The sequence below is a fragment of the Xylophilus sp. GW821-FHT01B05 genome (assembly GCA_038961845.1).
GTDB lineage: Bacteria > Pseudomonadota > Gammaproteobacteria > Burkholderiales > Burkholderiaceae_C > Xylophilus.
Genome location: CP152408.1, coordinates 3,186,091 through 3,198,053, shown reverse-complemented (window position 1 = coordinate 3,198,053; position 11,963 = coordinate 3,186,091). Strand labels below are relative to the sequence as shown.

Sequence of the window (11,963 nt, the reverse complement as noted above, 5' to 3'; positions counted from 1 at the left end):
GCTGTGCGCTTACTTGGCGCCGTCGATGATTTCCTTGGGGATCGGCACGCCTGCGTACTTCAGGTGGATCTCGTTGAGCTTGCCGTTGGCCAGGTTGGTCCTGATCCAGCCGTTCACGGCGTTCATCAGCTCTGGCTGGCCCTTGCGCATGGCCACACCCAGTTGGTAGGACTGCAGGATGAACTTGGTTTCGAACTCGCGCGCGGGATTCCTCTTGGCGATGGCCGCGATGATCGGCGGCGTGATGGCCACGATGTCGGCCTGGCCGGTGGCGGCCGCGGTGATGGAGGTGGCTTCGTCGTCGAAGCGCACCACCTTGGCCAGCGGCGCACGCTCGGTCACGATCTTGTCCTGCGGGCCGCCACGGGTGACGGCCACGGTCTTGCCGGCCAGGTCCTCGATACCGGTGATCTTCAGGCTCCTGGGCGCACCCACGGCCGCCTGGATGGCGCCGTAAGGGATGGAGAAGTCCACGGCCTTCTGGCGCTCGGGGGTGATCGACAGCGACGAGATGATCAGGTCCACCTTGTTGGACAGCAGATTGGGAACCCGTGCCGAGTTGGTAGTGTTCACGATCTCCACCTGCAGGCCCAGGTCCTTGGCCAGCAGCTCGGCGGCCTCTACATCAGAGCCCACGGGCTTCATCTTGTCGTCCACATAGCCGTAGAACGGCGCGCCGAAATCAATGCCGACGCGCAGCTTGCCGGTGGCCTTGATCTGGGCCAGGTCGGCCATGGCGGGCAGGCTCATGGCGGTGGTGGCGGCGACGCTTGCCGCCAGCAGGGCGCGGCGCAGGATGCGGGAAGTGCTCATGGTGAAGTCTCCTGGTGGTTTGTCGGCGATGGCGCCTGAGAGGACGGATCAAAGTCCGTGGGAGAGAAAGTCGCGCAGCTCGGCGGTCTGCGGGTTCTTGAGCATGTCGCCCGGGCCGGTCTCCCAGACCTTGCCCTCGTGCATGTAGATGATGGTGTCGGCCACCCGGGCGGCGAAGTCCATCTCGTGGGTGACCAGCACCATGGTCATGCCGCCCTCGGCCAGGGACTCGATCACCCGCAGCACTTCGCCGGTGAGCTGCGGGTCCAGGGCCGATGTCACCTCGTCGAACAGCATCACCTGGGGCTCCATGGCCAGCGAGCGGGCAATCGCCACGCGCTGCTGCTGCCCGCCCGACAACTGCTCGGGATAGGCCTGCGCCTTGTCCGCCAGGCCCACCTGCTGGAGCGTACGGGCGGCAATCTGGCGCGCCTTGGCCGCTGGCATGCCCTTGACGGCCTTGGGGGCGAGGGTGATGTTCTGCTCTACCGTCAGATGCGGGAACAGGTTGTAGCTCTGGAACACGATGCCCACGTCCTGGCGCAGTTGGCGCAGGTCGACGGCGGGGTCGTGCACGGCGTGGCCGCACACCTGGATGCTGCCGCTGTCGATGATCTCCAGCCGGTCGATGCAGCGCAGTGCGGTGCTCTTGCCCGAGCCGCTCCTGCCGATGATGGCCACGACCTGGCCTTTCGGGATGGCGAAGGACACGCCCTTGAGCACCTGGTTGCTGCCAAAGCGCTTGTGCACATCCTTGAGCTCGACAACAGGGGGCGCGACGGGGTTCACAACGGGATTCATGGCGTCTTCTTGCTTCAGGTTGCGTTCGCGGGCAGGGTGGCCGCACGGTTGCCAAACTGCTGGCGCTGCTCCAGCTTGTGGCTCCAGACCGAGAGCGGGTAGCACATGGCGAAGTAGATGGCGGCGATCAACAGGTAGACCAGGAAGGGCTGGAAGATGGAGTTGTTGATGAGCTGGCCCGCACGCACCAGTTCGATGAACCCCACGATCGATGCCAGCGAGGTGTTCTTCACGATCTGCACCATGAAGCCCACCGTGGGCGGCGTGGCTATGCGCACCGCCTGCGGCAACACCACCAGGCGCATGCGCTGGGCGCGCGACAGGGCCAGGCATTCGGCCGCTTCCCACTGGGTGCGCGGCACGGATTCGATGCAGCCGCGCCATATCTCACCCAGATAGGCGCTGACATACACCACCATGGCGATGCTGGCGGCCACGATGGCGGGCAGCTCGAAACCGATGATGCTCAGGCCGAAGTAGCAGAGGAACAGCACCACCAGCAGCGGTGTGCCCTGGATCAGCTGGATCCAGGCGATGGTCGCCCAGCGCACGGCTTTGATGGGGCTGACACGGCACAGGGCAATCACACCACCGGCCAGGCCGCCACCCACAAAGGCGATCAGCGACAGGCCGATGGTCCACAGCGCGCCCAGCAGCAGGTACTGCAGGTGATAGAGATTGAGTCCACCGTCGATCACAGGCCCACCTCGTGCTTGTATGCGGTTTCGAATAAGCGGGCATTCATCGCATGCCTCCAGACGTACCCAGCTTGCGTTTGCGCGTGAACACGATCTGGCCGACCAGCCACAGTCCCAGGCGCATCAGCAGCGCCAGAACCAGGTAGGCGACGGCCACCACGATGTAGGCCTCGAAGGGGCGGAAGGTCTCCGACTGCACCCGGGCCGCGACGGCGGTGAGCTCTTCCACCGAAATCTGCGAGGTGATGGACGAGGCCAGCATCAGCAGCACGAACTGGCTGGTGAGCGCGGGGTAGACCTTCTCCATTGCCGGGCGCAGCACCACGTGCCAGTACACCTGCCGGCGCGTGAGGCCCAGGCAGTCGGCTGCCTCGATCTGGCCTTTGTGGATGGAGTCCATGCCCGCCCGCATGATTTCGCAGGAGTAGGCCGCCACGTTGATCACCAGCGTCAGCAGCGCGGCCGCAAAGGCCGGCACCTTCCAGCCCAGGCTGGCCAGGCCGAAGAACACCAGGAACACCTGCACCAGCAGGGGCGTGTTGCGCAGCACCTCCACGTAGGCGCCGCAGGCCTTGGCAAGCCAGCGCTTGTCGCCGCGGCGGCCCATGGCCAGCAGCGTGCCGCCCATGAAGCCAATGACGGTGGCGGGGACGGACTGCAGGATGGTCATCCAGGCGCCTGCAAGGAACTGGGGCCAATTGGCCAGCACGCTGGCGAAGTCGAACTCGTAACCCATGGGGGCGACGCGAACGCTTCAGCGCGCGCTGACGAGGCAAAAAACCATCAGCGTGGCCTGCACGCAGAGCCAGGGTTGAGCGGGAGCTTCGGGCATGTCTTGTCTCCTGTGTGATCGACTGCTGCAGCCGTCACGACCTAGGGTTTGTATTGATTTAATTTGATGCTTTATTGCATCTATTTCAGAGTGATAGTATCCCTATAACCCATCAAATACCAAGCCATAATTTGATGGTTTTTGATTGACTCATCCATGACCCAAGCTCCCCGCAGCCCGCGCAGCCCCCGCATTCCTGACATCGCGCAGTTGTCCGGTGTCTCCACGGCCACGGTCGACCGGGTGTTGAACCAACGCGCTGGCGTGCGCAGCGCCACCGTGCAGCGGGTGCTGCAGGCCGCGGCCAGCCTGGGCTACCTGCCGCAGGCCGAGCTGAATGCCGTACGGCAGCCTCAGCCGCTGCGTTTGATGGTGCTGATCCCGGAGGGCAGCAACCGCTTCCTGCAGATGCTGGGCGACGTGATCGGGTATGCCCAGGACCACTGGGCCCCGTTCAACGTGCGCTGCCAGGCGGCCTACATCGAAAGCTTCAACCCCGACGCCCTGGCACGTGCGCTGCTGCACTACGGCAAGCGCTGCGATGGCATCGCCTTCATGGCGCTGGAGCATCCCGTGGTGCGTGAGGCCGTGGCCCAGCTGGCCGAGCAGGGGGTGCCCACCGTGACCCTGATCTCTGACCTGTCCAACTCGCGCCGGGTGGCCTATGTGGGGCTGGACAACCGGGCCGCGGGCCGCACCGCCGCCTACCTGATCGCCCGCTTCATGGGCCCGCAGGCGCACAGCGGGCGGGCCCGTGTGGCGATGATCGTGGGCTCACTGCGCTACCGCGCCCACGAGGAGCGCGAAGCGGGTTTTCTGCATCTGTTCGAAGAGCAGTTTCCGTCGGTGCAGGTGGTGGGCGTGCGCGAGGGGCAGGACGACGCCGAGCGCAACTATCGCCAGGCCCGCGCACTGCTGGAGCAGCACGACGACCTAGCGGGCATCTACAACATCGGTGGCGGCGCCGAAGGCATAGGGCGCGCGCTGAAAGAAGCCGGACCGAGCCGCAAGATCGTGTTCATTGGCCACGGCCTCACACCCGACACCCGTGCCTTGCTCATCGACGGCACGATGGACGCGGTCATCACCCAGAATCCCCAGGGTGCGGTGATGAACTGCGTGCGCATCTTTGCCAACCTGCGCGACGGCCGTGAACCCACCAGTGGGGTGGAAACCACCCGCAGCCAGGTCATCTTCCGCGAAAACCTACCTTAGTGCCGCGTCAAGCATGATCTGCCGGCGTGCACTTGCCCTCGCCGCGCATCGCTGCGTTGCAGTCCTTGCCCAGGCTTCAGCCTGGGCGGCGGCCTACGCCTTGCGCTGCACACCGATGGCTGCGCGCACTCCCGTCACCTCACACTTGCCGCGACACTAGCGCGCCCTGAAAAAACATAGCTGCTAGCGCTTGATGGATAAGCGCTAGAGATCAAAAACACCAGAAGAATGATGCAAGCCCTGCTACATGCCATCGCGACCATGCCCCTGCCCACCGATGCCTGCCGTATCTTCCACGGCCGGGGCGGCATGCACCCCGGCTGCGAGCACTGAGTGCTGGATGCGTTTCCGCCCGTGCTGGTGCTGACCAGCTTTCAGCCGGCCAACGAGGATGAGCTGGCCGTTATCGGCGCCGCCTTGGCCGAGCGCTGGCAGCAACTGGCCCCGGGCCAGCCGCTGAATTGGGTCTTCCAGTGCCGGCACGAGCGCCACCCCGACACCCGCCTGATGGCCGGCAGCGTGCCCGACCCGCATGTGGTGACGGAGCAGGGCGCGCGCTTTCGGGTGCATGTGCTGAAGGGGCAGAACCACGGTCTGTTCCTCGACATGGCCGAGGGCCGCCGCTGGGTGCGCGAGCACGTGGCGGCAAGCAAGCTGCAGGAGCCGCGCGGCCTCAAGGTGCTGAACCTGTTTGCCTACACCTGCGCCTTCTCGGTGGTGGCGCTGCAGGCCGGTGCAAAGCAGGTGCTCAACATGGACATGAGCCAGGGCGCCATCACCGTCGGTCAGCAGAACCACCAGCTCAACGGCCTCACCGCCGGCGCCAGCTTTTTGGCCCATGACATCTTCAAGTCCTGGGGCAAGATCACCCGTGGCGGGCCCTATCGCGTGGTGATCGTGGACCCGCCCAGCTACCAGAAGGGCAGCTTCGTCGCCACCAAGGACTACGCGCGGCTGATGCGCCGGCTGCCGGATCTGCTGGTGCCGGGCGGGCATGCGCTGCTGTGCCTGAATGCGCCGGAGCTGGGCGTGGATTTTCTACAGGACCAGATGCAGGAGCTGGCGCCGGAGCTGACCTTTGTGGAGCGCGTGGCGAATCCGGCGGCGTTTGCGGATGTGGCGGAGGAGCGGGCGTTGAAGGTGCTGGTTTACCGGGCGGCGGGCTGACACGTCAGACACATCAGACAAAAGCCCACGGATCAATGACGTCAACATCCGTCCCCTTGAAGTCCCGCACATTGCGCGTCGCCACCGCAAAACCATGCGCCCGTGCAATCGCCGCAATGGCGCAGTCGGCAAACCCGATGGGGTTGCCCTGGCCCTGGGCACCGGCGAAGGTGGTGGCAAACGTGGCGGCAGCCTTGGCGTCGAAGGGCAGGATGCGGCCTTCGAACAAAGCCAGTACCTGGTTGGACAGTGCTTGCGCGAGCGCTTCGCGGCGCCGGCCCTGGGGCATGGCGGCGATGCCTGCCAGCAGCTCGGCTTGGTTGATGGTGGTGAGGTAGAGCGTCTCAGGCGCTTGCGCGTCGAGCCAGCGCAGCACGGCGGCGTGGGGCGCTGGCTTGAGCGGCTCCGAGACGACGTTGGTGTCCAGAATGATCATGTGTCAATCAAAGCTGGCAGATTCGACCAGGCGTTGGTCGCGAGGGAATGCCAGGTCCACGCCGCCCACGCTGCGGCCAATGGCTGCCAGGGCGGAGCCCAAGGCTAGCTTCGGGGCAACGGCGTTTTCGAGGATGAAGCGGATTTCCGCCTCTGTGCTGCGCCCCTGTTGCGCGGCGCGCAGCTTGAGTGCCCGGTGCGTAGCGTCGGGCAGGTTGCGGATGGTGACGGACGACATGGCAAAACTCCTTGAGTGGACAGGGGAATGATATCAATCAATTGATTTGATATCAAATTTGCAGAAAAAGCATGGTTGGAGTGTCGTCCGGGGCCCAAAGCAAAAGCCCCGCTTGAGCGGGGCTTTTGCTGGAAGTTGGTGCTGTTTAGTGGACGTCAGGAGCGTCCGGGTCTTGCAGCACGCGCCGGGCGCCGTCGAAGCGGCGGCTCCAGTAGCCCACGCCCATGTCTTCCACACGCACCTTGGCGCCGGGCTTGGGGGCGTGAATGAATTTGCCGTCGCCGATGTAGAGGCCCACATGGCTGAAAGCACGGCGCATGGTGTTGAAGAACACCAGGTCGCCGGGTTGCAGGTCGGATTTGTCGATCTTCTCGGTGGCGGCGGCCTGCTCGTTGGCGCGGCGCGGCAGCAGCTTGCCTACGGTTTGCTCGTAGATGGCGCGGACAAAGCCGCTGCAATCAAAACCGGTGTCTGCGGTATTGCCGCCACGGCGGTAGGGAACGCCCAGAAAGCCCATGGCATGCACGACCAGGTCAGAGGCCCGGTCAGTCACCTGGTGCTGCGCGGCTTGCAGCTGGGTGATCAAGCCCTTGTCGATCAGGAGCTTGTCCATGTCGTCGCGAGGAGAGACGGTCGGCGTTGCGTTTGCAGCGGTAACAAAAGCAAGCAAAAGAACGCAGAGCACTTTGGGCATGGAGGCGGAGACTACCGGTCGATTCGCCCTGCGTCAAGTGGGGTTACATGTGCAAGTCTTTGATTTTGCTGTGAAAGTGCATTTTTCTTCTTTAGGCATCTGGCCCGCCGACATGACGCAGACCTTTACCACGCGTTTTCTTTCTGTTCTGCGTTCTGCTGCGCAGGCCTTGTTGCTGCTGGGCGCCGCCGGGGCTGGGGCCGTAGATCTGGTGCGCCCGGTGACGGTGGCCGAAGGGCTGGCCTCGCCCTGGGCGCTGGCCTTTTTGCCCGATGGCAATTTTCTGGTGACCGAGCGGCCGGGCCGCCTGCGCGTGGTCACGGCCCAGGGCCAGGTCCGCCCGCCGGTCGAAGGTGTGCCCGCAGTGGATGCGCGCGGGCAGGGCGGTTTGCTGGATGTGGTACTGGACAGCGGCTTTGCCGGCAACCGCACGCTGTTCCTCTGCTTCTCGGAGGCCGGCCAGGGCGGCAACCGCACGGCGCTGGCACGGGCCAGGCTGTCTGCCGACAACGCGCGGCTGGAAGAGGTGAAGGTGATCTTTCGCCAACAGCCGTTGGTGGAGAGCCAGCTGCACTTTGGCTGCCGCATTGTCGAAGGCCGCGACGGCACGCTGTGGCTGACGCTGGGCGAGCGCTACTCGCGCAAGGACGATGCACAAAAGCTCGACAACCACCTGGGCAAGGTGGTGCGCATCACCAAGGACGGCGCGGCGCCGCCAGACAACCCCTTTGTCGGCCGGGCCGGCGCGCTGCCCGAGATCTGGAGCTACGGCCACCGCAATAGCCAGGGCGCCACGCTGGGGCCGGATGGCCGCTTGTGGATGCATGAGCACGGCCCGCAGGGCGGCGATGAGATCAACCTGCCCCAGCCCGGCCGCAACTACGGCTGGCCGGTCATCACCTATGGCGAGAACTACGGCGGCGGGCGGATTGGCGAGGGCATCACGGCCAAGGCGGGCATGGAGCAGCCGCTGCACTACTGGGTGCCGTCGATTGCACCCTCGGGCATGGCCTTTCTCACCAGCGACCGCTATGGCGCGGACTGGCGCGGCAATCTGTTTGTGGGCTCGCTCAAGTTTCGCTACCTCGACCGCATCGTGCTGCGCGATGGCAAGGTAGCGTCCGAACACAAGCTGCTGGAGGGCCTGGAGGAGCGCATCCGCGACGTGCGGCAGGGGCCGGATGGCTGGCTCTACGTGCTGACCGACAACCCACGTGGGCGGTTGCTGCGGTTGGAGCCGGCGCCGCGTTGAGCAGGGTGCGGTGTAATCGACCCCTTGCGGGCCCGTGCCGCCTGCCGACGAAAGACCTGAATCCCGATGTTGCTCGACGCCTCTGAATCCCAACTGGTACTGGTGGACTACCAGGAACGCCTGATGCCCGCCATCCACGATGGCCCGGCCGTACTGGCCAATGCGCTGCGCCTGGCCAAGGCGGCGCAGCTGCTCGACGTGCCAGTGTGGGGGACCGAGCAGAACCCGTCGGGCTTAGGCGCCAGCGACGCAAGCTTGCGCGCGCTGTACCACCGGACGCTGGCCAAGATGCAGTTCAGCGCCGCGGAAGAGGGCCTGGGCGAATGGCTGCGGCCGGCGGCCAAGCCGCAGGGCGGCAATGCCCGGAGCCTGCCGCGCCATCTGCAGAAGCCGCAGCAGCCCGCGGACGAGCGCGGTGCCATCGTCATCGCCGGCTGCGAGGCCCATGTCTGCCTGTTGCAGACCGCGCTGGACCTGCTGGAAGACGAGTTCGAGGTCTGGGTGGTGACCGATGCCTGCGGCTCGCGTACCGACCGCAACCGCGACGCTGCGTTTGACCGCCTGGCCGGCGCCGGCGCCGAGCTGCTGACCACCGAGATGGTGCTGTTCGAGTGGCTGCGCACGGCCGAGCACCCGGACTTCAAGGCGGTGCAGGCGCTGCTGAAGTAGCCGCCTGATCCTGGTCGCGGGCGGTAGTCAGCACAGCGCAAGACCGCTTCCCATAATGCTCCTGGACATTCATTAGAAAAAGCCCCGGCCCGCCCGAGGCATCCAGGAGACAGCATGACCGATGACTACCGCCAGTTCCATCGCCGTTCGCTGGAGCGGCGCGATGCCTTCTGGGCCGAGCAGGCCCGCCTGATCGACTGGCAGGCGCCGCCCGGCGAGATCTGCGACTACCGCAACCCGCCCTTCGCGCGCTGGTTTGCCGGCGGCACCACCAACCTGTGCCACAACGCGCTGGACCGCCACCTGCCGGAGCGGGCCGGGCAGCCCGCGCTGATCGCGGTATCGACCGAAACCGGCACCGAGAAAACCTACAGCTTTGCCGAGCTGCACGCCGAGGTCCAGCGCATGGCCGCCGCCCTGCAGGCGCTGGGCGTGCAGCAGGGCGACCGGGTGCTGGTCTACATGCCCATGATTGCCGAGGCAGTGTTTGCCATGCTGGCCTGCGCGCGCATTGGGGCCGTGCACTCGGTGGTGTTTGGCGGCTTTGCGGCGGCTTCGTTGGCCACCCGCATCGATGACGCCGAGCCCAAGGTGGTGGTCAGCGCCGACGCCGGCTCGCGCGGCGGCCGGGTGATTGCCTACAAGCCTTTGCTGGACGAGGCATTGCGCCTGGCACGCCACCAGCCGGCGCATGTGCTGCTGGCCGACCGCGGGCTGGCGCCCATGCAGATCGTCACCGGCCGCGACCACCTCTGGCGCGACATGCGAGAGCTGGTCTTTGATGCCCAGGTGCCCTGCGCCTGGGTCGACGCCACGCACCCAAGCTACACGCTCTACACCAGCGGCACTACCGGCAAGCCCAAGGGCGTGCAGCGCGACACCGGCGGCTACGCGGTGGCGCTGGCGGCCAGCATGCGCCACATCTTTGGCGCGCAGCCGGGCCAGACCTATTTCTGCACCAGCGACATCGGCTGGGTGGTGGGGCACAGCTACATCGTCTATGCGCCGCTGATCAACGGCATGGCCACCATCCTCTACGAAGGCCTGCCGATACGGCCCGACCCGGGCGTGTGGTGGCGGCTGGTGCAGCAGTACCGCGTCACGCACATGTTCTCTGCGCCCACGGCCATACGCGTGCTGCGCAAGCAAGACCCGGCCTGGCTGTCGCGCTACGATCTCTCCAGCCTGCAGGGCCTGTGGCTGGCCGGCGAGCCGCTGGACGAGCCCACCGCGCGCTGGATTGGCGAGGCGCTGAACGTGCCGGTGGTCGACAACTACTGGCAGACCGAATCCGGCTGGCCGATCCTGACCATTGCCAACGGCGTGCAGAAAACGCCCGCGCGCCTGGGCAGCCCCGGCTTTGCCATGTATGGCTACGACGTGAAGCTGATTGATGAAAGCACCGGCGAGGAGCTGACCGGCGCGCAGCAAAAAGGCGTGCTCGCCATCGAAGGGCCGCTGCCGCCGGGCTGCATGCAGACGGTGTGGCGCGACGATGCGCGCTTCGTCAAGACCTACTGGCAGAGCCTGCCCGGCCCCATGCGCTACAGCACCTTCGACTGGGGCGTGCGCGACGAGGACGGCTACTTCTACATCCTGGGCCGCACCGACGACGTGATCAACGTGGCTGGCCACCGGCTGGGCACGCGCGAGATCGAAGAAATCGTCTCCGGCCACGTCGGCGTGGCCGAAGTCGCGGTGGTTGGCGTGGCTGATGCGGTGAAAGGGCAGGTGGCCGTGGCCATCGTCGTGCCGCGCGACGCCGCGGCGTGTACCAATGCCAGCATTGCGCAGCGGCTGGAGGCCGATGTCATGGCGCGCGTCGATGCGCAGTTGGGCGCGCTCGGCCGGCCGGCGCGCGTGGTCTTCGTCAGCCTGCTGCCCAAGACCCGCAGCGGCAAGCTGCTGCGCCGCGCCATCCAGGCCGTGTGCGAGGGCCGCGACACGGGCGACCTGACCACGCTGGAAGACCCGGCGGCGCTGCAGCAGGTGCGCGATGCGGTGGCGGCGCGGGCGCTGCTCTCAAGCTAGCTCAGCACGCCCGGATTCGAGGGCCCTTCGGTACCATCCAGGGCCAACCAAGGAGCCCTCGCACATGATCACCTGCCACCTTCGCTATGTCCTCGACCCGACCAAGATCCAGGAGTTCGAGCACTACGGCCGGGTCTGGATTCCACTCGTGAAGAAGTTCGGCGGCATCCACCACGGCTACCTGCTGCCCTCGGAAGGCGCCAGCAATATCGCGCTGGCCTCCTTCTCGTTTCCGTCCCTGGCGGCCTACGAGGAGTACCGGACAAAGTCCTTCGATGACCCGGAGTGCCAGGCGGCGTTCAGGTATGCGGAGGAAACGCGCTGCTTCCTCAGCTACGAGCGCACGTTTTTTCGGCCGGTGTTTGAGTGAGAAAGCCCGCTTGAGCCAACCAAAGGAACACGCATGGGCCTACGCCACCACTTCACCGAAACCACCGGCCCCCAGCGCCTGGCCTATGCCGCCCTGATCGGCGTCTTGGTGGCCCTGGCGCCGCTGCCATTGAAGCCGGCCGCGCATGGCCTGCTGGCCTGGGTGTGTGCCGGTGTGGTGGACCTGGCGCTGGCCTGGCAATTGGCGCGGGGCTTTGGCGTGGAGCGGATTCGGGCACGTGCGCAGGCGCAAGACCAGTCGGCGGTGGTGCTGTTTCTGGCGATGGTGGTGGCGCTGTGCGCCAGCGTGGCGGCGATTGGCACGCTGCTGTTGCAAAGCCATGACCTGCCGCCGGGGCAGCGCTCGGCCCATCTGATGCTGGCGCTGCTGGCCTTGGTGGTGTCGTGGTTCTGGATTCACACGCTGTTTGCGTTTCGCTATGCCCACCTCTATTACCAGCACGAGGCGCATGCCGGCCACGGCGCAAGCGCCAAGGAGCGGGCCAATCGTGCCGGTTTGGATTTCCCCGGCGGGCAGGACCCGGACTACCTCGACTTTCTTTATTACGCGGTAGTGGTCGGCATGGCGGCGCAGGTGTCTGACGTGCAGGTGACCTCGCGGCCCATGCGCCGGCTGACCACGGTGCATGGGCTGATTTCCTTTGCCTTCAACATGCTGCTGCTGGCCTTGGGGGTGAACCTGGCGGCGGCGGCGTTTTAGTTTTCCAAATATGGGGTATCTGGGTAAA

General features: G+C 65.9%; 13 protein-coding genes and 1 pseudogene. 7 read left to right on the top strand and 7 right to left on the bottom strand.

All coding sequences use genetic code 11. The features are described 5' to 3' along the window. Positions 1-9: 9 nt before the first annotated feature. The 4 genes from AAFF27_14825 to AAFF27_14810 are packed head-to-tail and all read right to left on the bottom strand — an operon-like array spanning position 10 to position 3,048. On the bottom strand, positions 10-813 hold the full coding sequence (locus tag AAFF27_14825) for a transporter substrate-binding domain-containing protein (GenBank protein ID XAH21301.1): 804 nt from the start codon (positions 811-813) through the stop codon (positions 10-12). A gap of 48 nt (positions 814-861) precedes the next feature. Then, positions 862-1,614: an amino acid ABC transporter ATP-binding protein gene (locus tag AAFF27_14820; protein XAH21300.1), complete on the bottom strand. Its 753-nt coding sequence runs from the start codon at positions 1,612-1,614 to the stop codon at positions 862-864. A gap of 14 nt (positions 1,615-1,628) precedes the next feature. Beyond that, positions 1,629-2,312: an amino acid ABC transporter permease gene (locus AAFF27_14815; GenBank protein ID XAH21299.1), complete on the bottom strand. Its 684-nt coding sequence runs from the start codon at positions 2,310-2,312 to the stop codon at positions 1,629-1,631. Between the two features lie 43 nt (positions 2,313-2,355). Beyond that, complete coding sequence (locus tag AAFF27_14810; protein XAH21298.1) at positions 2,356-3,048, bottom strand: amino acid ABC transporter permease; 693 nt, start codon at positions 3,046-3,048, stop codon at positions 2,356-2,358. Positions 3,049-3,300: 252 nt separating this feature from the next. On the opposite strand from AAFF27_14810, the gene AAFF27_14805 reads away from it, so the two are divergent. Together AAFF27_14805 and AAFF27_14800 are read left to right on the top strand one after the other, a co-directional pair. Then, the gene (locus tag AAFF27_14805) at positions 3,301-4,359 is read left to right on the top strand and encodes a LacI family DNA-binding transcriptional regulator (GenBank protein ID XAH21297.1); all 1,059 of its coding nucleotides are present in this window, start codon (positions 3,301-3,303) and stop codon (positions 4,357-4,359) included. Positions 4,360-4,590: 231 nt separating this feature from the next. Beyond that, positions 4,591-5,526 (top strand): annotated as a pseudogene (locus AAFF27_14800) (class I SAM-dependent methyltransferase). A 13-nt stretch (positions 5,527-5,539) separates the two neighbouring features. Here AAFF27_14800 and AAFF27_14795 read toward each other — a convergent pair. The 3 genes from AAFF27_14795 to AAFF27_14785 all read right to left on the bottom strand — a co-directional run bounded on the left by AAFF27_14795 (position 5,540) and on the right by AAFF27_14785 (position 6,893). Next, positions 5,540-5,962, bottom strand: a complete 423-nt coding sequence (locus AAFF27_14795) for a type II toxin-antitoxin system VapC family toxin (GenBank protein XAH21296.1) — start codon at positions 5,960-5,962, stop codon at positions 5,540-5,542. A gap of 3 nt (positions 5,963-5,965) precedes the next feature. Beyond that, positions 5,966-6,199, bottom strand: a complete 234-nt coding sequence (locus tag AAFF27_14790) for a plasmid stability protein (GenBank protein XAH21295.1) — start codon at positions 6,197-6,199, stop codon at positions 5,966-5,968. 145 nt (positions 6,200-6,344) lie between these two features. After that, positions 6,345-6,893 carry a C40 family peptidase gene (locus AAFF27_14785; protein XAH21294.1) on the bottom strand — a complete coding sequence of 183 codons (549 nt, stop codon included), beginning with the start codon at positions 6,891-6,893 and terminating at the stop codon, positions 6,345-6,347. Positions 6,894-7,005: 112 nt separating this feature from the next. On the opposite strand from AAFF27_14785, the gene AAFF27_14780 reads away from it, so the two are divergent. The 5 genes from AAFF27_14780 (at position 7,006) to AAFF27_14760 (ending at position 11,935) form a co-directional block, all read left to right on the top strand. Continuing rightward, on the top strand, positions 7,006-8,145 hold the full coding sequence (locus tag AAFF27_14780) for a PQQ-dependent sugar dehydrogenase (GenBank protein XAH21293.1): 1,140 nt from the start codon (positions 7,006-7,008) through the stop codon (positions 8,143-8,145). A 66-nt stretch (positions 8,146-8,211) separates the two neighbouring features. Beyond that, positions 8,212-8,814 carry an isochorismatase family protein gene (locus AAFF27_14775; GenBank protein XAH21292.1) on the top strand — a complete coding sequence of 201 codons (603 nt, stop codon included), beginning with the start codon at positions 8,212-8,214 and terminating at the stop codon, positions 8,812-8,814. 114 nt (positions 8,815-8,928) lie between these two features. Next, a complete protein-coding gene (locus AAFF27_14770) occupies positions 8,929-10,845 on the top strand; it encodes a propionate--CoA ligase (GenBank protein ID XAH21291.1) in 1,917 nt (638 codons plus the stop codon). Between the two features lie 64 nt (positions 10,846-10,909). Further along, positions 10,910-11,215, top strand: coding sequence for an NIPSNAP family protein (locus AAFF27_14765; protein ID XAH21290.1), 306 nt, complete (start codon positions 10,910-10,912; stop codon positions 11,213-11,215). Between the two features lie 33 nt (positions 11,216-11,248). Continuing rightward, positions 11,249-11,935 (top strand): DUF1345 domain-containing protein, encoded by a 687-nt coding sequence (locus AAFF27_14760; GenBank protein XAH21289.1) that lies wholly within the window; start codon positions 11,249-11,251, stop codon positions 11,933-11,935. The last annotated feature ends 28 nt before the right edge of the window (positions 11,936-11,963 follow it).

Excerpts from the sequence above, each read along its gene's own strand:
- AAFF27_14795 (XAH21296.1), bottom strand. The coding sequence starts at position 5,962 with ATGATCATTCTGGACACCAACGTCGTCTCGGAGCCGCTCAAGCCAGCG.
- AAFF27_14790 (XAH21295.1), bottom strand. The coding sequence starts at position 6,199 with ATGTCGTCCGTCACCATCCGCAACCTGCCCGACGCTACGCACCGGGCA.
- AAFF27_14765 (XAH21290.1), top strand. The coding sequence starts at position 10,910 with ATGATCACCTGCCACCTTCGCTATGTCCTCGACCCGACCAAGATCCAG.
- AAFF27_14805 (XAH21297.1), top strand. The coding sequence starts at position 3,301 with ATGACCCAAGCTCCCCGCAGCCCGCGCAGCCCCCGCATTCCTGACATC.
- AAFF27_14760 (XAH21289.1), top strand. The coding sequence starts at position 11,249 with ATGGGCCTACGCCACCACTTCACCGAAACCACCGGCCCCCAGCGCCTG.
- AAFF27_14780 (XAH21293.1), top strand. The coding sequence starts at position 7,006 with ATGACGCAGACCTTTACCACGCGTTTTCTTTCTGTTCTGCGTTCTGCT.
- AAFF27_14810 (XAH21298.1), bottom strand. The coding sequence starts at position 3,048 with ATGGGTTACGAGTTCGACTTCGCCAGCGTGCTGGCCAATTGGCCCCAG.
- AAFF27_14820 (XAH21300.1), bottom strand. The coding sequence starts at position 1,614 with ATGAATCCCGTTGTGAACCCCGTCGCGCCCCCTGTTGTCGAGCTCAAG.
- AAFF27_14785 (XAH21294.1), bottom strand. The coding sequence starts at position 6,893 with ATGCCCAAAGTGCTCTGCGTTCTTTTGCTTGCTTTTGTTACCGCTGCA.
- AAFF27_14825 (XAH21301.1), bottom strand. The coding sequence starts at position 813 with ATGAGCACTTCCCGCATCCTGCGCCGCGCCCTGCTGGCGGCAAGCGTC.
- AAFF27_14775 (XAH21292.1), top strand. The coding sequence starts at position 8,212 with ATGTTGCTCGACGCCTCTGAATCCCAACTGGTACTGGTGGACTACCAG.
- AAFF27_14770 (XAH21291.1), top strand. The coding sequence starts at position 8,929 with ATGACCGATGACTACCGCCAGTTCCATCGCCGTTCGCTGGAGCGGCGC.